23 protein-coding genes are annotated in these 20,153 nt (G+C 68.4%); 14 read left to right on the top strand and 9 right to left on the bottom strand.

Features of this window, described 5'->3' with window-relative positions; translation table 11 throughout:
• Positions 1–26: 26 nt before the first annotated feature.
• The 3 genes from C8K36_RS07945 to C8K36_RS07935 all read left to right on the top strand — a co-directional run bounded on the left by C8K36_RS07945 (position 27) and on the right by C8K36_RS07935 (position 2,328).
• Positions 27–995 carry a restriction endonuclease gene (locus C8K36_RS07945; RefSeq protein WP_258195316.1) on the top strand — a complete coding sequence of 323 codons (969 nt, stop codon included), beginning with the start codon at positions 27–29 and terminating at the stop codon, positions 993–995.
• A gap of 127 nt (positions 996–1,122) precedes the next feature.
• Positions 1,123–1,872, top strand: coding sequence for a DUF1906 domain-containing protein (locus C8K36_RS07940; protein ID WP_107984308.1), 750 nt, complete (start codon positions 1,123–1,125; stop codon positions 1,870–1,872).
• A gap of 93 nt (positions 1,873–1,965) precedes the next feature.
• Positions 1,966–2,328, top strand: coding sequence for a hypothetical protein (locus C8K36_RS07935; RefSeq protein ID WP_107983936.1), 363 nt, complete (start codon positions 1,966–1,968; stop codon positions 2,326–2,328).
• Between the two features lie 70 nt (positions 2,329–2,398).
• On the opposite strand, the gene C8K36_RS07930 is transcribed toward C8K36_RS07935, so the two are convergent.
• Together C8K36_RS07930 and C8K36_RS07925 are read right to left on the bottom strand one after the other, a co-directional pair.
• On the bottom strand, positions 2,399–2,899 hold the full coding sequence (locus C8K36_RS07930; protein WP_107983935.1) for a nuclear transport factor 2 family protein: 501 nt from the start codon (positions 2,897–2,899) through the stop codon (positions 2,399–2,401).
• Between the two features lie 109 nt (positions 2,900–3,008).
• Complete coding sequence (locus C8K36_RS07925) at positions 3,009–3,251, bottom strand: maltose regulon activator MalT (RefSeq protein WP_107983934.1); 243 nt, start codon at positions 3,249–3,251, stop codon at positions 3,009–3,011.
• Between the two features lie 89 nt (positions 3,252–3,340).
• Here C8K36_RS07925 and C8K36_RS24720 point away from each other — a divergent pair, with 89 nt between their 5' ends.
• Positions 3,341–3,508 (top strand): hypothetical protein, encoded by a 168-nt coding sequence (locus C8K36_RS24720; RefSeq protein WP_181319468.1) that lies wholly within the window; start codon positions 3,341–3,343, stop codon positions 3,506–3,508.
• A gap of 65 nt (positions 3,509–3,573) precedes the next feature.
• Here C8K36_RS24720 and C8K36_RS07920 read toward each other — a convergent pair whose 3' ends face one another.
• Positions 3,574–5,010, bottom strand: a complete 1,437-nt coding sequence (locus C8K36_RS07920) for an MFS transporter (protein ID WP_107983933.1) — start codon at positions 5,008–5,010, stop codon at positions 3,574–3,576.
• Between the two features lie 119 nt (positions 5,011–5,129).
• Here C8K36_RS07920 and C8K36_RS07915 point away from each other — a divergent pair, with 119 nt between their 5' ends.
• Positions 5,130–5,594, top strand: coding sequence for a MarR family transcriptional regulator (locus C8K36_RS07915; RefSeq protein ID WP_107984307.1), 465 nt, complete (start codon positions 5,130–5,132; stop codon positions 5,592–5,594).
• Here C8K36_RS07915 and C8K36_RS07910 read toward each other — a convergent pair.
• A complete protein-coding gene (locus C8K36_RS07910) occupies positions 5,591–5,929 on the bottom strand; it encodes a hypothetical protein (RefSeq protein WP_107983932.1) in 339 nt (112 codons plus the stop codon). The genes C8K36_RS07915 and C8K36_RS07910 overlap by 4 nt on opposite strands.
• Positions 5,930–6,012: 83 nt before the next feature.
• On the bottom strand, positions 6,013–6,750 hold the full coding sequence (locus C8K36_RS07905) for a hypothetical protein (protein WP_107983931.1): 738 nt from the start codon (positions 6,748–6,750) through the stop codon (positions 6,013–6,015).
• A 398-nt stretch (positions 6,751–7,148) separates the two neighbouring features.
• On the opposite strand from C8K36_RS07905, the gene C8K36_RS07900 reads away from it, so the two are divergent.
• A complete protein-coding gene (locus C8K36_RS07900; protein ID WP_107983930.1) occupies positions 7,149–8,417 on the top strand; it encodes a mannosyltransferase in 1,269 nt (422 codons plus the stop codon).
• Here the strand turns inward: C8K36_RS07900 and C8K36_RS07895 are convergent.
• A complete protein-coding gene (locus tag C8K36_RS07895; RefSeq protein ID WP_107983929.1) occupies positions 8,359–8,649 on the bottom strand; it encodes a 4a-hydroxytetrahydrobiopterin dehydratase in 291 nt (96 codons plus the stop codon). The genes C8K36_RS07900 and C8K36_RS07895 overlap by 59 nt on opposite strands.
• A 33-nt stretch (positions 8,650–8,682) precedes the next feature.
• Between C8K36_RS07895 and C8K36_RS07890 the strand changes: the two genes are divergently transcribed.
• Positions 8,683–9,075, top strand: a complete 393-nt coding sequence (locus C8K36_RS07890; RefSeq protein WP_107983928.1) for a (deoxy)nucleoside triphosphate pyrophosphohydrolase — start codon at positions 8,683–8,685, stop codon at positions 9,073–9,075.
• Between the two features lie 9 nt (positions 9,076–9,084).
• Here C8K36_RS07890 and C8K36_RS07885 read toward each other — a convergent pair whose 3' ends face one another.
• On the bottom strand, positions 9,085–9,267 hold the full coding sequence (locus tag C8K36_RS07885) for a hypothetical protein (protein WP_107983927.1): 183 nt from the start codon (positions 9,265–9,267) through the stop codon (positions 9,085–9,087).
• Between the two features lie 352 nt (positions 9,268–9,619).
• Between C8K36_RS07885 and typA the strand changes: the two genes are divergently transcribed.
• The 5 genes from typA (at position 9,620) to C8K36_RS07865 (ending at position 15,039) form a co-directional block, all read left to right on the top strand.
• A complete protein-coding gene (typA, locus tag C8K36_RS07880; protein ID WP_107983926.1) occupies positions 9,620–11,515 on the top strand; it encodes a translational GTPase TypA in 1,896 nt (631 codons plus the stop codon).
• Positions 11,516–11,652: 137 nt separating this feature from the next.
• The gene (locus C8K36_RS07875) at positions 11,653–13,449 is read left to right on the top strand and encodes an ABC transporter family substrate-binding protein (RefSeq protein WP_107983925.1); all 1,797 of its coding nucleotides are present in this window, start codon (positions 11,653–11,655) and stop codon (positions 13,447–13,449) included.
• A 9-nt stretch (positions 13,450–13,458) separates the two neighbouring features.
• Positions 13,459–14,334 carry an N-acetyl-1-D-myo-inositol-2-amino-2-deoxy-alpha-D-glucopyranoside deacetylase gene (mshB, locus tag C8K36_RS07870; protein ID WP_107984306.1) on the top strand — a complete coding sequence of 292 codons (876 nt, stop codon included), beginning with the start codon at positions 13,459–13,461 and terminating at the stop codon, positions 14,332–14,334.
• Between the two features lie 86 nt (positions 14,335–14,420).
• Positions 14,421–14,579: a hypothetical protein gene (locus C8K36_RS24715; protein ID WP_181319466.1), complete on the top strand. Its 159-nt coding sequence runs from the start codon at positions 14,421–14,423 to the stop codon at positions 14,577–14,579.
• 49 nt (positions 14,580–14,628) lie between these two features.
• Complete coding sequence (locus C8K36_RS07865) at positions 14,629–15,039, top strand: hypothetical protein (RefSeq protein ID WP_107983924.1); 411 nt, start codon at positions 14,629–14,631, stop codon at positions 15,037–15,039.
• Here C8K36_RS07865 and C8K36_RS07860 read toward each other — a convergent pair.
• Entirely contained in the window at positions 15,030–16,568 is a 1,539-nt protein-coding gene (locus C8K36_RS07860) for a PH domain-containing protein (protein ID WP_107983923.1), read from the bottom strand. The genes C8K36_RS07865 and C8K36_RS07860 overlap by 10 nt on opposite strands.
• Positions 16,565–17,044 (bottom strand): PH domain-containing protein, encoded by a 480-nt coding sequence (locus C8K36_RS07855; RefSeq protein WP_107984305.1) that lies wholly within the window; start codon positions 17,042–17,044, stop codon positions 16,565–16,567. The genes C8K36_RS07860 and C8K36_RS07855 overlap by 4 nt, the downstream gene beginning before the upstream one ends.
• Positions 17,045–17,171: 127 nt before the next feature.
• On the opposite strand from C8K36_RS07855, the gene C8K36_RS07850 reads away from it, so the two are divergent.
• Complete coding sequence (locus C8K36_RS07850) at positions 17,172–17,390, top strand: hypothetical protein (protein ID WP_258195357.1); 219 nt, start codon at positions 17,172–17,174, stop codon at positions 17,388–17,390.
• Positions 17,391–17,430: 40 nt separating this feature from the next.
• Positions 17,431–20,037, top strand: coding sequence for a bifunctional FO biosynthesis protein CofGH (locus C8K36_RS07845; protein ID WP_107983922.1), 2,607 nt, complete (start codon positions 17,431–17,433; stop codon positions 20,035–20,037).
• The last annotated feature ends 116 nt before the right edge of the window (positions 20,038–20,153 follow it).

The raw sequence follows: 20,153 nt of genomic DNA, 5'->3' as shown, positions 1-20,153 counted from the left end.
CGAGCGGCCACCGATGGACGGCGCGGATGGGAGCGGTTGTGCAGGAGCAGGAGCCACGGCGTGACGACGTCGCCGGTCAGCAGGAGCTGATCGCCCAGCTGCCGCCCTACACCGAACTGCTGTGGCCCACTCTCCGGGCGCTCATCGCGCTGGGCGGATCGGCGTCGAACAACGAACTCGACGGTGCCGTGGTGGAGCGCCAGGGCTGGTCCCCCGAACTGCAGGGCGTCCTGCACGGGGACGGGCCCGGCACCGAGGTCGAGTATCGATTGGCTTGGGCGCGAACCTATCTCAAGGGGATGGGGTTGCTCGCCAACAGTCGGCGCGCGGTCTGGACCGTCACCAAGCAGGGGCGGGCCGTCACCGAACCGGAATTGCGGCCGCTACTGCTGTCCTTCACCGCCGACAAGCGCCGTCAGCGGCTCAGTCGCAAGGCCAATACACCTGATGCGCAGGTTCTTCCGCTCAGTGATGCCGAGGCGGAATCCGCGACGGACGCGGCATACAGCGATGCCGAGGTGTCCGCGTGGAAGTCGACGTTGCTCGAGTCGGTGCTCGGCATGTCGTCCACGGCGTTCGAGCGCCTGACGCAAAGACTGCTCCGCGAAGCGGGATTCTCGACGGCGACGATCACCGGACGGACTGCGGACGGCGGGGTTGACGGCATCGGAATGTGCCAGATCTCGCTGCTGAGCTTTCCTGTCGCTTTCCAGTGCAAGCGGGTCAGTGGCAGCGTCGGGGCCGGCGCGGTCCGGGACCTGCGTGGCGCGATGGCCGGCCGAGGTGAGAAGGGCTTGCTGATCACGACGGGCACGTTCACGAGCGAGGCGCGGGCGGAGTCGCGACGTGACGGAGCGCCGCCCGTCGATCTGATCGACGGAGATCGGCTGTGTGATCTGCTCAAGGAGCATGCGCTGGGTGTACAGACCCGGACTCGCGTCGTCGAGGATGTCACCGTCAACGCCGGATTCTTCGCCGGTCTCGAATCGAGCTGATGGTGCCGAAGTCACCGATGTGACTGACGGAACCAGAGTGACTGTGGTGGAATAGCTCTCGAATCAAACAGTGCCAGCGGTGAATCCGTTGCGGCACCACATCCCGGCGATGCCGGAATCTCCGGCGATGCGAGGTTTTGCAGTGCAGGTTTCGAGACGACAGCTGTTCAAGTTCGCGGCGGCGGGCACGGCGGCGGCAGGGTTCGCGGCGGTGGCCGGTCCGTCGGTCGCAAACGCGGGACCCGCGACCCTGATCGACTACTCGGCCGGTGTGCCCTCCCCGCTGGGGATCCGCGCGGCAGGACACGTGGGCGCGATCCGCTACGTGTCGGACCGGAGGCCGGGGGCCGAGTGGATGCTCGGCAAGCCCATGCAGTTCGGCGAGGCCGCGGCGATGGCGGCTTTCGGCCTGCAGATCGTCTCGTGTTACCAGCTCGGCAAGGGGCAGACGTCGGACTGGCGTGGGGGATACGACGCCGGCATTCGCCACGCGCAGCGCGGACTCGAACTGCACCGGGCCGCCGGCGGCCCCGAGAACTGCCCGATCTACGCGTCCATCGACGACAACCCGTCGGCGTGGGAGTTCGACAACCAGATCGCGCCCTACCTGCGCGGCTGGGACGCGGTGGTCGGACGGGAGAACGTCGGGGTGTACGCGAACTCGCCGACGATCGACCGGTGTCTGCGGTCCGGAGTGGGAGCGCTGTTCTGGCAGCACAACTGGGGTACCCCGGCGGGCTACGTGCATCCGGCCGCGCACCTGCACCAGTTCGAGATCGACAAGCGGCAGATCGAGGGCGTCGGCATCGACCTCAACTCGATCCTCAAGCCGCAGTATGGCCAATGGGCGGCGCAGAGGCCATTCTTCCTGTCATAGTCGGAAGAGGCCGCGGCGTCCGGAATCCATCCAAGGATTGATTTCACGCGCGGAATTGTGAAGCCACCGGATCTGTAAAGCTAAGGTAATGGCATGTCTGTCGTCTACAACATCCTCGTCGCCGTGCACCTGCTGGGCATGGCCGCGATCGTCGGTGGTTACCTCTCGGTCCTGAAGGCGCCCCGCGTCAGCGAGGTGATGGTCTGGGGCGCGCGCATCCAGCTTCTGTCGGGTCTGGTCATCGTCGGCCTCGGCGAGGCTGTCGAGTCGCTCGGCAAGGACTACGACATGGCGAAGATCGGCGTCAAGATGGTGATCGCCCTCGTCATCGTGGCCGTTGCCGAGATCGGCCGCGCGCGCCAGAAGCGCGGCGAGGGCAACCCGAACTTCGCGCACATCGTCGGCATTCTGGCGATCGTGAACGCGCTCATCGCGGTGCTCTGGACGAGCTACTGACCTACGCCTCGTGCACACGAATCGGGCGCCCTCCGCACGGAGGGCGCCCGATTCGTCGTTCGGGGGGCGATCAGCCGGGCAGTCTGGACATCTTCTCGAGCCACACGCGTGCGTCCTCGGGCAGATTCCCGGCCGCCTCGGCGTGCTTGCACCACTTCTTCGCCATCGAGAGGAAGTTCATCGGGTTGTAGGCGTCCTCCTCGTGCGACCACAGGTTGTCGCCTGCGTAATGGAGGATCGTGATGTTCGCGGCGCCGTGCTCGGTGCCGTCGCCGGGGTCCTCCATCGGGTTCTGAACCTCGCAGACGACCCAGCCGCGGTCCTCGTCGATGACGTACCACGAGACGGGGAACTCGGGCATGCGTTTGCCGGGGAACGCCGTCATGGTGCGGGTGACCCATCGGCGGATCTCTTCGCGCCCGTCGAAGCGGCCGAACGCGTGCTCGTCGTATGTCGCGTCCTCGGTGAACTGGTCGGCGAAGAGGTTCCAGTCGCCGGTCTGTGTCGCCTGCACGACGGTCTTCTGGTAGTTCTCGAAGGCTCCTTCGAGCTCCTCCCGGGTCCACCCCATGGCTGTGCTCCTCGCGGTCGATTGCGGTCGCCCGCGTCGCCCGCGGACTCACCTGCAACCTAACGCACGACTGGAACGTGTTTCAGTTATTTGTCGGAATCGGCGGGCGTCAGGCGCCGTGCAGTTCGGTCCACCGACCGAATGGCGGAGGACCCTCCCCAAGCACCGTGAGGGCGTGCTCGGGTGTGCCGGTCGCGGCATCGGCGTGCTTGACGTGCATCCACTGGTAGCCGTTGAGGACGTGTTCCTCGGTGGTGGACGCATTGACGACCACGTGATCCCCGTTGGCGCGTTGTTCGAGCGACCAGTCGCTGTTCATGCCCGCGACCACCCACCATTTCTCTCTGCTCATGGTCGTGGCTCCTGTCTGGAGTGGCTTCACGATGTGCCCTCAACGCTACCGCGGCGCCGAGGTGAAACAAGTTGGACGGATGTTCCGATATGCCCCGTAATGGTCCGGGCATCGGACCGTTCGGCTACCCTAAGCGGTCCGAAAACAGCTACGACTCGGAGGCTCTCGTGGAATTCCTCATCAACTTGTTCTATGCCCTCGCGGCCAACCTGTACCTGGGTTCCTCGGACGGCTCCTCGGGCGGCGGCCAGCAGTAACGGCGGCAGAACCGCGAAGGCCCGCACCGAATCGTCGGTGCGGGCCTTCTGCGTCCGAGGCGCCGTCAGGCGTGCCGGCCCGCGGGCGCCGGCCGAGCCTTCGGGATGAGGAAGGCGAACACCAGCGACACCAGGGCGGCGACGATCGCGATGACGAACGTCGCGCGGAACGCGTCGAACGACGGAATTGCGACGGCACCCAGGGTGACCGTCATGCTCGCGAGGACGACGCTGACGACGGCCGCCGCACTCGACGTTCCGACCGAGCGCATCAGCGAGTTGAGGCCGTTCGCTGCTGCCGTCTCCGACACGGGGACCGCGCCGATGATCAGGGCCGGCATCGACGAATACGACAGGCCGACACCCGCTCCGATGATCATGCCGCCGACGACGATCATCCACACCGACGACGACAGGAACAACACGAAGGTGTAGCCCAGACCGACCACGACCGAACCCACCATGAGGGTGAACCGCGGGCCGCGCAGGGCCGAGATCTTGGCGGAGACGGGCGAGAGCGCCATCATCACCAGGCCGCCGGGTGCCAGTGCGATACCGGCCGTGATCATCGAGAGGCCGAGTCCGTATCCGGTCGACTCGGGTGCCATGAGCAACTGAGGCAGTGTGAGCGAGTTGCCGTACATCGCGAAACCGATGGCGATCGACGCCAGGTTGGTGAACAGGACGTGCGGGCGGGCGGACACCCGCAGATCCACGAGCGGCCGCGCCGTTCGCAGTTGGAGGAATCCCCACATCAGGAACACCGCGAGAGACGCGGCGAGCAGGCCGAGCGTGAGCGGATCGCCCCAACCCCAGGTGCCGCCCTTGGTGATCGGGAGCAGGAACAGGATCAGTGCCGCGCTGAGTCCGACCGCGCCGACGAAGTCGAACCGGCCGGGGTTTCGGACGGTCGATTCGGGGATCATGACGGCAGCGAGTGCGGCGCAGGCCAGGCCCAGTCCGGCGGACATCCAGAACAGCACGTGCCAGTCGGCCACCTGAGCGACAGCCGCCGCGATCGGCAGTCCGATCGCGCCGCCGACGCCGAGAGTGGCGCTGACGATCGCCATCGCGCCGGCCACCTTCTTGGGGGGCAATTCGTCGCGCAGAATGCTGATGCCCAGTGGGATGACGCCCACCGAAGCGCCCTGCAGGGCGCGGCCGACGATGAGTGGAATCAGTGAGTTCGCGAACGCACACACCACGGATCCGGCCACGACGAGGCCGAGGCTGGCGATCAGGATCTTCTTCTTGCCGAACATGTCGCCGAGGCGACCGCTGATGGGGGTGACCACTGCGGCCGCGAGGAGGGTGGCGGTGACAGCCCATGACGCGTCGGCCGGGGATGCCGAAATTAGGTGTGGCAGTTGGGGAATGATCGGGACGACGAGGGTCTGCATCAGCGAGACGACGATGCCGCAGAATCCGAGGACTGCGACGATGGCGTTGCCGGATGTGGATCTGGTCGTCTCCACCGTCGAGGACGCGACGGGTGTTGACAAGGAAACTCCTAGGAAAAACTGCTCAAAGATCAAATTGGAAGAAATGTGTACGGTACACATCGTGTGCATGGCACACAATGCGGACATTGCGGGCAGTGGGAAAGTGGAAGGGGTGCGGCTTGTCCGACCAAGACCGAGTACAGGCGGGCATCGAGTACGAACTGACGCTACTGTCCCGATACCACGCCCTGGCGTGGCAGCGCGGCAGGCAGACGCTCGACAGGTCCGCGTATCTGATCCTTGCGCGCCTCGAACTCGACCGACTGATGAGTCTCAAGGAACTCGCGGAGGCATTCCTACTCGACATTTCGACGATCAACCGGCAGGTGGGTGCGCTCGAACGCAATGGACTGGTCGAACGCGTCGCCGATCCCGGTGGTGGGGTTGCGCGCAAGGTCCGGCCCACGGAGAAGGGCATGGCGCAGATGCGCGCCGACCGGGACCTCAACCGCAGCGGCGTCGGCCGGGTACTCGAAGAGTGGACCCCGGACGAGGTCGAGTTGCTCCAAAGCCTGCTCGTCCGCTTCAACCGAGGCGTCGAGGCCATCGAGGGCAGGCAGTGGCCCCGGCCGGAGCCGAGCTAGGACTGGACGTGCCGCGTCGGCGACTCGGCCAGATCCGGTTCGTCCGGCACGACGACCAGCATCGGACGCTCGTCGGGGGAATCCCCGATGCCGCGCCAGGTCAGCAGCGACCAGCGAGACAGTCCGGACAGCGCGGAACCGACACTCGCGAACGACAGCGAGGACATCAACGAGCCTGCGGAACCGATCGAGCCGATCGAGCCGATCGAACCGACGGATCCGATCGACAGGATCGAGCCCACGCTGCCGATCGAGAGGATCGAACCCTCCGAGCGGATCGACAGGATCGACCGCCGGGAGCTTCGCGAACGAATCGACTGCGTCGTGTCGGCCATTCCTCGGTCTACCACGCGAACCTGGTCCGTGAACAGTGAAGGCCCCACCGGATCGGTGGGGCCTTCACTGTGGAACGGGCGAACTACGCGACGGTGAACATTCCGACCGTCGGCAGGAAGCTGCACGTGATCGGTGCGGAGCCCTCGGGCTCGGTGGTGAGGTCGCCCGAGATGACCGCCAGTACGCGACCCGGGCCGGTGTTCGCGATCACCGACAGTGTTGCGGGGCCGTCCGGGTTGATGCGCGCCTCGGTGGTGAGGTTCTGCGTCTCACGGCGACCGTTGTCGACGTTGATCCACGACACCGTCATGCCCTGGTTCTGGGCGGCCTTCTCGGTGCCGAGCGCGGTGAACACGAAACCTGCCTGGCCGGCGGCCGGTCCCGGCGGGGGGAGGTGAGCCGGACCGGGAACCGCGAGCGCGGTGCCGACCGAGTCGCTCGACGGAGCGATGCAGCCCTTGCCCACGGTCGGGTACAGGAACTGCGCGATGACCGGTCCGTCCTGGGGGATCTCCGGGCCGCCGCCGCCACTGCCGTCGAGGAACGTGATCACGCGCTCGAGCGTCGACTTCAGTTCGGGCGGCAGGTTCGCGCCCTCGAGCAGGATGCGGGCCTGCGCCAGCAGGTCGTTCTTGGCGTCGATGTCCTGCATGTCCGCGGGGGCCGCTGCGGCGCCCAGGATGGCCGGAGCGAGCGACGTCAACGCGTCGATGGAGACGCCCTCGGGGAGCCCGGGAGGCGTCGGCTGTGCGGCCGCGTTGGCCGGAACAGCGAGCGCAGCGGCGGCCGCGACTGCGCAGGCAGTAATTGCTCGTCGCATTCCTCGGTTACGAATCACGTTTCCCCATCCTTGTCGTTCAGACGCATGCGGTGCAGCGTCGGTCTGCCGCGTGGGCACCCACGTCCTTCGTGGTCGCGGGTCGTGCGTCGCGGGTCACTCTATGGATCGACCCCCCGATGTGTACAGACTGTTCTGCACGTCGCATTCGTGATCCGCGACCCAGCGGAGTCTATGCAAGCTGTGACGCAACTGCCATCGCCTGGTGACAATATCTGTGACGAATGCGGAAAATGTGAACCTTGATGCAACTGTTACGGATGAGCAAGGTATTTTCGGCCCATCAGGGTGGCGGGTTAGGCTGACGCCACACCTGGTCCTTCCCGCTGCCGCGCCACACTGGGTGCGTCCTGCCAGTTCACGATGGAGAGCGCCAGCCAGTGTCCCAGCTTTCCCGCGCCGCCCGGTGGCCGCGCGCGTTTGCCGCCGAGCGCGGACTTCTCCGGTGGGCGCCGTTGCTCCTCGCCCTGTCGGTTCTCGCCCGACTGCTGTGGACCTACCTGACGTCCAACGGCGCGAACTTCGTCGACCTGCACGTCTACGTCGACGGCTCGGCGGCGCTGCTGCGCGGCGACCTGTACGGCTTCACGTACTCCGAGGAGACGCCCGAGTTCCCGCTCCCGTTCACCTACCCGCCGTTCGCGGCGCTCGTCTTCCTGCCGCTGCACTACGTGCCCTTCGGGCTCGTGGGGTTCTGCTGGCAACTGGGCACCGTTCTGGCGCTGTTCTGGGTCATTCGGATCAGCCTGGAGTTGCTGCTCGGCGACGCCGCCCGCGACCGCCACTGGCAGTACGTCGCCGCGGCGTGGACGGCGATCGGGGTCTGGACCGAACCGGTGCGGACGACGCTGGACTACGGGCAGGTCAACGTCTTCCTGGTGCTGGGGGCGATGCTCGCCGTCCGCAGCACCCGATGGTGGGTGTCCGGCGGCATCGTCGGCGTCCTCGCGGGCATCAAGCTGACCCCGGCGGTGACCGGCCTGTACTTCGTCGCGCAACGACGCTGGCGCGCCGCGGTGTTCTCCGCTGTCGCCTTCTTCGGCACGGTCGCCGTCAGCTACCTCGTGATCGGCGAGCAGGCACGTGACTACTTCTCGTCCAAGTTCGGGGACGCCGACCGGATCGGACCGGTCGGGTCGGCGTGGAATCAGTCGCTGCGCGGGGCACTGAGCCGCCTCGCCGGCCACGACGTCGAATCCGGTGCGGTGTGGATCGCGGCTGTCGTCGTCGCAGCCGCTCTCGCGTTCGTCGCGTGGCGCGCACTCGCGCGGGACGACCGGCTGGGCACGCTGGTGCTCGTCCAACTCTTCGGACTACTGGTGTCCCCGATCTCGTGGGTCCACCACTGGGTGTGGGTGCTCCCGATGCTGGTGTGGCTGGTGCACGGCCCGTACCGGAGTCTGCTCGGAACACGGATCGTCGCGGCGGGGTGGCTCGTGGTCACGGTCATCGGTGTGCCGTGGGTCCTCGAGCAGATCGAGGACGAGGCCATCTCCCGTCCGGGCGGCCTGGCGTGGGCCGGGACGGTCAACGTCGTCGGCGCCCTGATCGTTTTCGTGTGGGTCGCCTACGCCGGTCGTCGGCACCGCGTCACGCAGGGCCTGCCAGCTCGTCGATCCGATGAGCCAGCTCCAGATCCAGCGACGTGAGTCCGCCGGCGGAGTGCGTGGCCAGGGTGAACGTCACCTTCCGCCAGCGGATGTCCATGTCGGGATGGTGGTTCATCGATTCCGCGGCCTCCGCGACGCGATCCACCAACGTGATCGCGGCAGGAAAGGTGGCGGATTCGACGGTGCGGACCAGCGCGTCCCCGTCACGCCGCCAGGTGGAAAGCGTCGCGAGCGCGGAGTCGATCTCTGTGTCGGACAGCAACTCGGCCATACCTCATGATGGTGCCGTGGCAGGGGGACCGCAATGAGCGGCGCACGCGAGGTGGTCGCGGCCGCGGTGATTCGCGACGGGCGGCTGCTCCTCGCGCAGCGGACCAGGCCGGTGGAGCTCGCCGGGCTGTGGGAGTTGCCCGGGGGCAAGGTCGAGCCCGGTGAATCACCGGCCGACGCGGTGCGGCGCGAGCTCCGTGAGGAGCTGGGCGTCGAGGTGGTCGCGGGGGAGCGGATCGGCGCAGACGTTCCGTTGCACGACGGTCTGGTGCTGCGCGCCTATCGTGCCGAACTGATCAGCGGGACGCCGCAGGCGCTCGATCACGCGGCGCTGCGCTGGGTCGATGCGGGGGAGCTACGCGAGATCGCGCTCGTCGGCAACGATCGCGGCTGGTTGCCGGAGCTGTCGGTTCTGCTCGGCGAGTGACTCGGCCCCTCAGGCGGCGCGCGCCTTCTTGAGGCCCTTCTTCAGTTCCTTCTTGCTCGCGCCCTCGTTCTCGAGCTTCTTCATGCGCATGATCACGACCGGGCACTTGAGGCACCGGGTCTTCTTTCGGCAGCACTTCTTCTTGGGCTTGAGGCCAGAGACCTTGCTGGCCTTCACCTTCCCCTTGCCCATGCGTGTGCCCGGCCTTCCTCCCGCGTGCGGCGCCCGGATCGCCACCCCACGGAGTTAGCGTAACCTCATGCGGCTTTCATGCAGGCGGCCAGGTAGTGGTGCATATCACTATTGCCTGGTCACAGGCGTTGATCGGGGTGGGCGATGCGGACTGCGCCATGGCGAGCGGGTAGGGTATTCGCTGGCCGCAGTCCCTCCTTCGGTGCACGTGTCGTAGTACTTCGTACGACGTTCAGTGCGTTCCGCTGTTCGGGGGATCGCGAATGGGATTCACGCATGCGCGTAGCGGCAGCCAGAAGCCGTGCGACCCCAAATTCGTGTGGCCCCGTCAGCAGCCAGGAGAACGCCCCGCGTGAGCACCACCAATTTCCGTAACGTCGCCATCGTCGCGCACGTCGACCATGGCAAGACCACCCTCGTCGACGCCATGCTGCGCCAGTCCGGCGCCTTCGCCGAGCGCGCCGAGCTGGTCGACCGCGTCATGGACTCCGGTGACCTCGAACGCGAGAAGGGCATCACCATCCTCGCGAAGAACACCGCTGTTCATCGCCACAACGCCGACGGCACGGTCACCGTCATCAACGTCATCGACACCCCCGGCCACGCCGATTTCGGTGGCGAGGTCGAACGCGGCCTGTCGATGGTCGACGGTGTCGTCCTGCTCGTCGACGCCTCCGAGGGCCCGCTGCCGCAGACCCGCTTCGTGCTGCGCAAGGCGCTGTCCGCGTCGCTTCCGGTCATCATCGTCGTGAACAAGACGGACCGCCCCGACGCCCGCATCGACGAGGTCGTCACCGAGTCGCAGGACCTGCTCCTCGACCTGGCCTCCGATCTGGACGACGAGGCCGCCGCGGCCGCCGAGGCGCTCCTCGACCTGCCCGTCCTGTACGCGTCGGGCCGCGAGGGCAAGGCGTCGATGAACCAGCCGGAGGACGGCCACGCTCCCGACACCGAGAACCTCGACGTCCTGTTCGACGTCCTCATGGAGCACGTGCCGGCCCCGAAGGGTGATTCGGCTGCACCGCTGCAGGCGCACGTCACCAACCTCGACGCGTCCGACTTCCTCGGCCGCCTCGCGCTGGTTCGTATTCACAACGGCGAGCTCCGCAAGGGCCAGACCGTCGCGTGGATGCACTCCGACGGTGTCAAGAACATCAAGATCACCGAACTGCTCAAGACGGTCGGCGTCAGCCGCGAGCCCGGCGAGTTCGCCGTCGCCGGTGACATCGTCGCCGTCGCCGGTATCCCCGAGATCATGATCGGTGACACCCTCGCCGACATCGAGAACCCGGTCGCCATGCCGACGATCACCGTCGACGAGCCCGCGATCTCCGTCGTCATCGGCACCAACACGTCCCCGCTCGTGGGTCGCGTGAAGGGCCACAAGCTGACCTCCCGCATGGTCAAGGCCCGCCTCGATTCCGAGCTGGTCGGCAACGTGTCGCTGCGCGTGCTCGACATCGGCCGTCCCGACGCGTGGGAGGTGCAGGGTCGTGGTGAGCTGGCCTTGGCGATCCTCGTCGAGCAGATGCGCCGTGAGGGCTTCGAGCTCACGGTCGGCAAGCCGCAGGTGGTCACCAAGCACGTCGACGGCAAGCTGCACGAGCCGTTCGAAGAGCTGACGATCGACACCCCCGAGGAGCACCTCGGCGCGATCACGCAGCTGCTGGCCAACCGCAAGGGCAAGATGGTCCAGATGACGAACCACGGCACCGGCTGGGTCCGTATGGAGTTCATCGTTCCGTCGCGTGGCCTGATCGGTTTCCGTACCGACTTCCTCACCGAGACCCGCGGCACCGGCATCGCCAACGCCGTCTCGCACGGCTACGGGCCGTGGGCCGGCGAGATCCGCGCCCGCCACACCGGCTCGCTCGTCTCCGACCGGACCGGATCGGTGACTCCGTTCGCGATGATCCAGCTGTCGGATCGTGGCACGTTCTTCGTCGACCCGGGTGCCGACACGTACGAGGGCATGGTCGTGGGTATCAACCCGCGCGCCGAGGACCTCGACATCAATGTCACCAAGGAGAAGAAGCTCACCAACATGCGCTCGGCGAACGCCGACGTCACCGAGACGCTCGCCAAGCCGATCGAGCTCACGCTCGAGGCCGCGATGGAGTTCTGTGCCGTCGACGAGTGCGTCGAGGTCACTCCTGAGGCGATCCGCGTGCGCAAGCTGCACCTGTCGCAGACCGACCGCGCGCGCGAGCGCTCGCGTGCGAAGTCGCGTGACAAGGCCGCACTGTAAGTGCGTGACGCGTTCCGTGCGCGTTGTGCGAGTCTGAACACTCGCGCAACGCGCACGGGCGGGGGAGCCGCTCGCGGAGGGGAGGACCGGTAGTGGCGCACGTACGGCGCGGATCTTTCCGTGCACTCGGTCGATCGATGTCGAGCCGACAGGTATTCGGGGCCGCCGCCGCGGCCTCGCTGCTGGCCCTCACGGCCTGCACCGCGAACCCGCCGCCGCCGGTCGAGAGCACCGACAGCCCCAAGCCGACGACCGCGGTTCCCACCAAGAACACTGTCGCCGTTGCGATCGACGACGTGGGCATCGGATTCAACCCGCATCTTCTGGCGGACCAGTCGCCCGTGAATTCCGCGGTCAGCGCCCTGGTATTGCCCAGCCCGTTCCGTCCGGTCTCGGATCCGGCGCGGCCCGGCGCGACCCAGTGGGTGCCGGACGCCTCCGTGCTGGTGTCCGCGACCGCCCTCCCGGTGGAGGCGCCCACCACGATCAAGTACCAGTTGCGCAACGAGGCCCAGTGGTCGGACGGCGCTCCGATTGCCGCGGAGGACTTCCGCTACCTGTGGCAGCAGATGATCACCCAGCCGGGTGTCGTGGATCCGGCCGGCTACGGACTCGTTGCCGATGTCGAGTCGTCCGGGGGCGGCAAGACCGTCACCGTCACACTCGCTGCCGCATACCCCGCGTGGCGCGAACTGTTCACGGATCTCCTTCCCTCGCACCTCGTCAAGGACACGCCGGGCGGCTTCGCCCGCGGGCTCGGCGACAACATCCCGGTCTCGGGCGCGCAGTTCCACATCAAGTCGGTGGATCGCGGTCGCGACGAGATCGTGCTCGAGCGCAACGACCGATTCTGGGGCACGCCCGCCAAGGCGGACCAGATCCTGATGCGCCGCGGCGGCTCGCCGGCCCAGCTGGCCGATTCGATCCGATCCGGTGACGCCCAGGTGGCCCGGGTGCACGGCGGCGCCGCCACCCTCGGACAGCTGTCGGTGATTCCGGGCGTGCGAACCGGAACAGAGTTGCAGCCCCGCGTGCTGTCCGTGACCCTCAACGGCCGGGTTCCCGAGCTGGCCGAGGCGGGCGTCCGGAAGGGTTTGCTCGGGCTCCTCGATCCGAATCTGCTGGCGACGGTGGGGGCGGGCAGCGAATCGTCGGCCACGCCGGCGCGGGCGCAGGTGCTGGCACCGTCCGATCCGGGGTACGCGCCGACGGCGCCCCCGGTCCCGAGCCGGGAACAGGCGACCGGACTGCTCGCGAGCGTCGGCTTCCAATCGGTTCCGAATCTCACCGAGGGTGACGATCCCGAGGTGGTGACCATCGGTCGGATGGTGCGCGACAACGAGCAGTTGACCCTGGTTCTCGGCGCACCGGAGAACGACGACATCGCGATCGCGGTCGCCAACACCGTGGCCGACCAGTGGCGCGGCGCGGGTATCGCGGCGTCGGTGCGTCCGATGAAGGCCGAAGACCTGTACGGCGAGGCGCTCACGTCGGGCTCCGTCGACGCGGTCGTCGGCTGGGAGCGTGCCGGATCGGATCCGGCGACGTCGTTGGCATCCCGATTCGGTTGCCTGCCGCTCAGCGCGTCGTCGGACACCGGCCCCGACGAGGAGTCGGCTACTACGACCCCGGCTCCGACCGCGACACCGGGGGCCACGTCGGCTCCGTCCCCGCGGTCGCCCAGCAATCTGTCCGGTCTGTGTGATCCGAGCCTGCAGCCTGCGATCGACGCGGCGCTGCGCGGTCTGGACGATCCCGCCCACGTGATCGCGGACGCGGAGCCCAAGCTGTGGGAACTGGCGGCGGTGCTGCCGGTCCTCCAGGACAACGCGATCGTCGTGGCCGGGCCGGGCGTCGACGGCGTGTCGCTGACCGGGCCGGTCCCGGTCGGCATCTTCGGTGACGCCGGAGTGTGGACCCGCACGACGAAGTGAGTGAGTGAGATGAACGGCCGACGCATCCTGTTCGTGCATGCGCACCCCGACGACGAAACCCTCACCACGGGCGGCACCATCGCCCGGTGCACGGCGGACGGCGCCGAGGTGACGGTGCTGACCTGCACCCTCGGCGAGGAAGGCGAGGTCATCGGCGAGCGGTGGGCCGGGCTCGTCGCGGGCGAAGCCGATCAGCTGGGCGGCTTCCGGATCCTGGAGCTCACCCGGGCGCTGCAGGCGTTGGGCGCGTCGGGTCCGCGGTTCCTCGGTGGCGCCGGCCGCTGGCGGGATTCGGGCATGGCGGGGACCCCCTCGGCGCGGAACCCTCGCGCGTTCGTCAACGCCGATCCGGACGAGGCCGTCGGCGCGCTCGTCGCGGCGATCCGGGAACTACGTCCGCACGTGGTGGTCACGTACGACCCGGTCGGTGGCTACGGCCACCCCGATCATGTTCAGGTGCACCGGTTCACGACGGACGCCGTCGAGGCGGCCGGCACCGACGCGTTCCCCGACGCCGGCGCGCCCTGGGACGTCGCGAAGTTGTACTGGACCGTCACCGAGCGGTCCGCGCTCGAGGCGGGCGTCGCCGCGATCGCCGAGGTGCCTGCCGGATGGCGGATGCCCGAGCCGGGTGAGCTTCCGACCGTGTCCGACGCGACCGTCACCGCGGCGGTGGACGTCGCGCCCGTGCTCGACGCCAAGCGTGCCGCGTTCCGGGCACACGCGACGCAGGTGACCATCGCGCCGTCGGGCACCGAGTTCGCGCTGTCGAACGACGTCGTCCAGCCGATCCTCACCGTCGAGCACTATGCGCTGGTCCGGGGCGCCGCGGGTCCGGTCGGACCGGACGGACGTGAGAAGGATCTGTTCGCCGGGATCTCCTGACGGACCCCCGTATGCTGTGATCCACGCCACGTTCGTGGGGGTCCGTGCGTCGGCACCCGCCCCTGACGAACGGGAGGTCGCGGCAGATGTACAACTGGGAACTCCAGAATGCGATCACGGCGTTCGTGGAAAGTCTGCGGCCCATGGCGCCGTACTTCCACGACCTCTACATAGGCTCGCTGCACGCGTTCGCGCATCAGATGAGCGACCTGCTGACGGCGATGGGGTATCCACCGGTGCCGTGACCGGACCCCGCCGTCGTACCGACGGTGCCGATGACGGAACATCGAAGTCATGACCGCCCCGAGCATCGCCGTCGAACCGCCCGCCTCGCCCACCGAGGCGCGCACGACACTCGCCCTGCTCACCTTCGACGGCTTCCTCTGTGCGGTGCTGTCGGTGTTGTTCCTGCCGGCCTACATCGGAACGACGCCGTTCCCCGTCACCGCGCTGATCGCGGCGGTGGTGAACCTGCTGCTCGTGCTCGGGGCCCGCAAGTTCACCGATCGGGCGCTGCCGGCCGCGCTGCCGTTGTTCGGTTGGCTGTTCGGTTTCGGTCTCTGTGTGATCGGTGGTCCGGGCGGCGACGTGCTGGTGTTCGAGGACTGGCGCACGCTGCTGCTGTTCGTCGCTGCGCTGCTCCCGGCGGGCCTGTACCTGTTCCAGGTCCGTCTCGCGTCGCTGGTGGCGCGCGCTCAGGGCTGAGTGCGCAGCCAGATGTCCCCGGCGCCGGGGGTGACGGCGTCGACGAGGGCCCATGCCCGGTCGGCAGGGAGATCGTGCACCACGTACCGACCGGTGCCCGCGGGCGTCGCGGCGATCACTGTGGCGACCCCGGCGCGTCGCTGGAAGAACGTCTGACGCACGGTCCAGCCGATGATGCCGGCGGATTCGAGGCTGTCGCGGCGGCGGTCGAGTGAGCCGCTGCGGGTGATCAGCCATCCGGGCAGGACGGCGTGCCCGAGGCCGCGGTAGCGGTCCCACGCCAGACCGGCGCCGGCGACGGCCAGTAGAACGACGCCCGTCCACACGGGCCACGGCACGTGCCTGCCCGCGAGGGTCAGGCCCGCTGCGACACCCGCCGCGAGGACCATCGGCCACAGTGCGCGCGTGTAGCGGCGTCGCCGTGCGGCAGGGCCGTGCTCGACGAGCGGTGTCGCTGCCTGGCGGCCGTCCCCGAGCACGGTGGCCATCACGCGTGTGGCCTCGGACCGGGGGCCCTGCGGCAGCAGCAGCGACGACTCCCTGTGCTCGGCGGACACACCTGTCATGATCGCGTCGAGGGACGCGCCGCCCGCCAGTCGCAGCAGTAGCGGTTCCTTGAGCGTGGTGCCCCGCAGCCGCTGCCGGTCCAGCGTGGTCTGTCGGGTGCGCAGTAGACCGTGACTGACGTGAAGCGTGCGGCCGCTGTCGTTCACGGTCATCCGGCCGTAGACGACGAGGTAGCGCACGCAGGCGAGGGCGCTGGCGACGACGAACAGGACCACCAGCGCGATCAGGCCGAGTACCGCGAGGACCAGCGTGCCCGCCTGTTCGGCCGATTCGAAGCCTTCCTCCAGTGCCGGGGAGCGCGCGATCCGTTCGGCGAGGCCGTACTGGAACACGATGCCGACGAGTGCGCCGATCGCGATCAGCCCGGTGACGGAGAACGGCGCGTACCGCACCCATGCCGGCGACCAGTGCCCGATCTCGATGCCGACCGGATCGACGTTCGGCTGGGCCTCGACGTCCGCCGTCAGCTGATTCGGCCGGTGGCCCGACAACAGCGCCTCGCGCAGGCCCGGGACGAGCGCGGCGTCGAGCGCGTCGAGCTCGAACCTCTCCTCGCCGCGTCCGGTCTGTCGTCCGGTGCCGATCCGCAGCACGGCCAGCCCGAGCAGTCGGTGCAGCACCCGCGCCTCGACGTCGACGGACCTGATCCGGTTGCGGGGGACCGACAGCACCTTCTTCTGGAACACGCCCCGACGCAGCTGGACGTGCACCGGACCGATCCGGTACGTCGTGGTGAACCAGCGCAGCACGCCGTATGCGACGAGCGCGGCGACCGCGATCAGTCCCCAGTAGTGATTGCCGCTGGAACTGCCGACAATCCACGACACCGCGATCACCGGGAGGAGCTTGACGACCTCGTTGACGGGGTGGACCAGCAGCATCCGCCTGTCGAGACGCAGCCACGGCTGCTCCTCCTCGGCAGCGAGGGCGGCGTCCCCGGCCTTCTCGACGGGCACACTCACGTCGCGTCCCCGGCGTTACGGGCGGCGATGGCGGTGAGTTGCTCGACGGTGCGGTCCGCGACGTCGAGATCCAGTGCGGTGATCTTCACGGCGCCCGCCGACGACGCCGTCGTCACGGTGACTGTCGCGAGGCCGAACAGTCGATCGAGCGGTCCGCGTTCGGTGTCGACTGTCTGGATCCGGGTGATCGGTGCGATGCGGCGCTCCTGGTTGAACCATCCCGTCCGGGTGTACACCGCGTCGGCGCTGATCTCCCAGCGGTGCACGCGGTACCGCCACTGCGGCACGATCAGGATGTCGGCGAGCGCGACGACGAGCGTCACCGCGAACACCGTCACGTGTGGCCACGTCGTCGCGCGTCCGTCCACGAGCGCCCACACGACCTGCGCGACGAAGACCGGGAGCCACACCAGCGCGGCCGTCGTGGCCCACAGTCCGGGCGCCTTGGTGCTCGGCCGCCACCGCGGGTCGGCCATCGTCACCGTTCGCACGGAACGCGTCGGGTCCGGGGGGAGGCTCACGATCTCATCCTGCCCGAGTCGGCGCCCGGCGTCCTATGGTGGAGGTGACTGGAGAGTCTGCCTATACGGAGGTGGTCGCGTGATGGAGCGAACCGACAGCGGTAAGGATGCCGGCGAGATCCGGGGGTCCGATGCGGCCGATGTGCCCGAGGCCGATCTGGTGGAACAGATGACGCCGGCCCGGAGCGACGACGAGCGGGAGGAGCGGGACGAGGCCGCGACACCGCTCGAGGTGAACGAGGCAGATGCGGCGGAGCAGCGGCGAAATGTCCCCGACGACGAGGACTACCCGCGCGGATAGCCGGATCGGGTGAGACCCGCGGTGGCAGGGACGCCGGTCCGTGGCGCATGATCGTCGGGTGAGTCACTCGAGCGATGACACCGATCGGTCCAAGGTCCTGCCGACGCCGTCGGTTCCCTCCGAAGTTCCGTCCGCGAGTGCGATGCGGCGAGTTCTGCGCCGAGCGCGGGACGGCGCGACGTTGAACGTCGACGAGGCCACGACGCTGCTGCACGCGCGCGGCGCCGACCTCGAGGACCTGTGTGCGTCGGCTGCGAAGGTGCGCGACGCGGGTCTGCTCGCCGAGGGCCGGCCGAAGACGGTGTCGTACTCGCGCAAGGTTTTCGTTCCCATCACGCGTCTGTGCCGCGACAAGTGCCACTACTGCACCTTCGTGACGGTGCCCGGCAAGCTGCGCGCCGAGGGCCAGGGGATGTACCTGGAGCCGGACGAGATTCTCGACATCGCCCGACAGGGTGCCGAATTGGGTTGCAAGGAGGCGCTGTTCACGCTCGGTGACCGGCCGGAGGAGCGTTGGCCCGAGGCGAAGCAGTGGCTCGACGAGCGGGGCTACGACTCCACTCTGGACTACGTGCGGGCGATGTCGATCCGGGTGCTCGAGGAGACCGGCCTGCTGCCGCATCTGAACCCGGGTGTCATGAGCTGGGAGGAGATCTCGCGCCTCAAGCCCGTCGCCCCGTCGATGGGGATGATGCTCGAGACGACGTCGAAGCGCCTGTTCACCGACAAGGGGGAGTGCCACTACGGCAGCCCTGACAAGGATCCCGAGGTGCGGCTGCGCACGCTCACCGACGCGGGCCGGCTGTCGGTGCCGTTCACGACCGGCATCCTGGTCGGGATCGGCGAGACTGTCGCCGAGCGCGCCGATTCCATCATGGCGATCCGCAAGGTGCACAAGGCCTTCGGGCACGTCCAGGAAGTGATCGTGCAGAACTTCCTGGCCAAGCCGGACACCGCGATGCGTGACGCGCCCGACGCGAACCTCGAGGAGTTCCTCGCGACCATCGCGGTCACGCGCCTGCTGCTGGGTCCGGGTATGCGGATCCAGTCGCCGCCCAACCTGGTGTCCGAGGCGGAGTGTCTCTCGCTGATCGGGGCGGGCGTCGACGACTGGGGTGGCGTGTCGCCGCTGACGCCGGATCACGTGAATCCGGAACGGCCGTGGCCGAACCTGGACACGCTCGCCGCGATCACCGCGGAGGCCGGATACTCGCTCGTCGAGCGGACGGCCGCGCAGCCGCAGTACGTGCTGGCCGGGCATCCGTGGATCGACCCCCGGATCGGGGCGCATGTCCGGGCACTGGCCGACCCGGTCACCGGGTTGGCCCGGGACGTGAAGCCGGCGGGCCTGCCGTGGCAGGAACCGGACGAGGAGTGGGTGTCGTCGGGCCGCGTGGACCTCAACACCGAGATCGACACCGACGGCCGCAACACCGAGACGCGCTCCGATCTCGGCAGCGCGTTCGGTGACTGGGAGACGGTGCGCGAGCAGGTGCTCGAGCTGGGGCGGGCGGCGCCCACCCGCGTGGACACCGACGTGCTCGCCGCGCTGCGCAGCGCCGAACAGGATCCGGCGCGTCTGTCCGACGACGCGTACCTCGCGCTCGCGACCGCGGAAGGGGACGGTCTCGAGGCGGTTGTCGCCCTCGCGGACGCCCTGCGCAGGGACGCCGTCGGCGACGACGTCACGTATGTCGTGAACCGGAACATCAATTTCACCAACATCTGCTACACCGGCTGCCGGTTCTGCGCGTTCGCGCAGCGCAAGAACGACGCCGACGCGTTCACGCTGTCCGCGGAGGAAGTGGCCGACCGGGCGTGGGAGGCGCACGTCGCGGGTGCCACCGAGGTGTGCATGCAGGGCGGCATCGACCCCGAACTGCCGGTCACCGGGTACGCCGACCTGGTTCGCGCGGTCAAGCGCCGGGTGCCGTCGATGCACGTGCACGCGTTCAGCCCCATGGAGATCGTCAACGGCGCCTCCCGCGGCGGTCAGAGCATCCGGGACTGGCTCACCGAACTGCGTGAGGCGGGACTCGACACCATCCCCGGGACGGCCGCGGAGATTCTCGACGACGAGGTCCGCTGGGTGCTGACGAAGGGCAAGCTGCCGACGTCGGCGTGGATCGACGTCGTCACCACCGCACACGAGGTGGGCCTGCGTTCGAGTTCGACGATGATGTACGGCCACGTCGACAGTCCCAAGCACTGGGTGGGGCACCTCAACGTGATTCGCGGCATTCAGGACCGGACGGGTGGGTTCACCGAGTTCGTGCTGCTGCCGTTCGTGCACCAGAGCGCGCCGCTGTACCTGGCCGGCGCGTCGCGCCCGGGGCCGACTCAGCGCGACAACCGGGCCGCGCACGCGCTGGCGCGGATCATGCTGCACGGGCGTATCCGCAACATCCAGACCAGCTGGGTCAAGCTCGGCACCGCCGGCACGCAGGCGATGCTGCAGGGCGGTGCGAACGATCTCGGTGGCACGCTGATGGAGGAGACGATCTCGCGGATGGCGGGCTCGCAGCACGGCTCGGAGAAGACGGTCGCGGAACTGCGGGCCATCGCCGAGGGCATCGGCCGACCGGCGCGGGAACGGACCACCAGCTATGCACTGCGCGAGCCTGCGACGGTGCTGCCGCTGGTGTGACGGGAGTCCCTCCCGCCGCACCTAGCTGAGGTGACCCTTACCGAAGCTTCGCGGCGGGCGCGATTCATACTGGACACTCCGGATGTTGTCGGGGCCGGGTCCCGATGGACCGGGCC

This window comes from Rhodococcus sp. OK519 (assembly GCF_003051005.1).
In the GTDB taxonomy this organism is placed as follows: domain Bacteria; phylum Actinomycetota; class Actinomycetes; order Mycobacteriales; family Mycobacteriaceae; genus Prescottella.
This window is presented reverse-complemented; position numbering and strand designations above follow the sequence as displayed.

Excerpts from the sequence above, each read along its gene's own strand:
- C8K36_RS07945 (WP_258195316.1), top strand. The coding sequence starts at position 27 with ATGGGAGCGGTTGTGCAGGAGCAGGAGCCACGGCGTGACGACGTCGCC.
- C8K36_RS07940 (WP_107984308.1), top strand. The coding sequence starts at position 1,123 with ATGCGAGGTTTTGCAGTGCAGGTTTCGAGACGACAGCTGTTCAAGTTC.
- C8K36_RS07935 (WP_107983936.1), top strand. The coding sequence starts at position 1,966 with ATGTCTGTCGTCTACAACATCCTCGTCGCCGTGCACCTGCTGGGCATG.
- C8K36_RS07930 (WP_107983935.1), bottom strand. The coding sequence starts at position 2,899 with ATGGGGTGGACCCGGGAGGAGCTCGAAGGAGCCTTCGAGAACTACCAG.
- C8K36_RS07925 (WP_107983934.1), bottom strand. The coding sequence starts at position 3,251 with ATGAGCAGAGAGAAATGGTGGGTGGTCGCGGGCATGAACAGCGACTGG.
- C8K36_RS24720 (WP_181319468.1), top strand. The coding sequence starts at position 3,341 with ATGCCCCGTAATGGTCCGGGCATCGGACCGTTCGGCTACCCTAAGCGG.
- C8K36_RS07910 (WP_107983932.1), bottom strand. The coding sequence starts at position 5,929 with ATGGCCGACACGACGCAGTCGATTCGTTCGCGAAGCTCCCGGCGGTCG.
- C8K36_RS07905 (WP_107983931.1), bottom strand. The coding sequence starts at position 6,750 with ATGCGACGAGCAATTACTGCCTGCGCAGTCGCGGCCGCCGCTGCGCTC.
- C8K36_RS07895 (WP_107983929.1), bottom strand. The coding sequence starts at position 8,649 with ATGGCCGAGTTGCTGTCCGACACAGAGATCGACTCCGCGCTCGCGACG.
- C8K36_RS07890 (WP_107983928.1), top strand. The coding sequence starts at position 8,683 with ATGAGCGGCGCACGCGAGGTGGTCGCGGCCGCGGTGATTCGCGACGGG.
- C8K36_RS07885 (WP_107983927.1), bottom strand. The coding sequence starts at position 9,267 with ATGGGCAAGGGGAAGGTGAAGGCCAGCAAGGTCTCTGGCCTCAAGCCC.
- C8K36_RS07875 (WP_107983925.1), top strand. The coding sequence starts at position 11,653 with ATGTCGAGCCGACAGGTATTCGGGGCCGCCGCCGCGGCCTCGCTGCTG.
- mshB (WP_107984306.1), top strand. The coding sequence starts at position 13,459 with ATGAACGGCCGACGCATCCTGTTCGTGCATGCGCACCCCGACGACGAA.
- C8K36_RS24715 (WP_181319466.1), top strand. The coding sequence starts at position 14,421 with ATGTACAACTGGGAACTCCAGAATGCGATCACGGCGTTCGTGGAAAGT.
- C8K36_RS07865 (WP_107983924.1), top strand. The coding sequence starts at position 14,629 with ATGACCGCCCCGAGCATCGCCGTCGAACCGCCCGCCTCGCCCACCGAG.
- C8K36_RS07855 (WP_107984305.1), bottom strand. The coding sequence starts at position 17,044 with ATGGCCGACCCGCGGTGGCGGCCGAGCACCAAGGCGCCCGGACTGTGG.
- C8K36_RS07850 (WP_258195357.1), top strand. The coding sequence starts at position 17,172 with ATGGAGCGAACCGACAGCGGTAAGGATGCCGGCGAGATCCGGGGGTCC.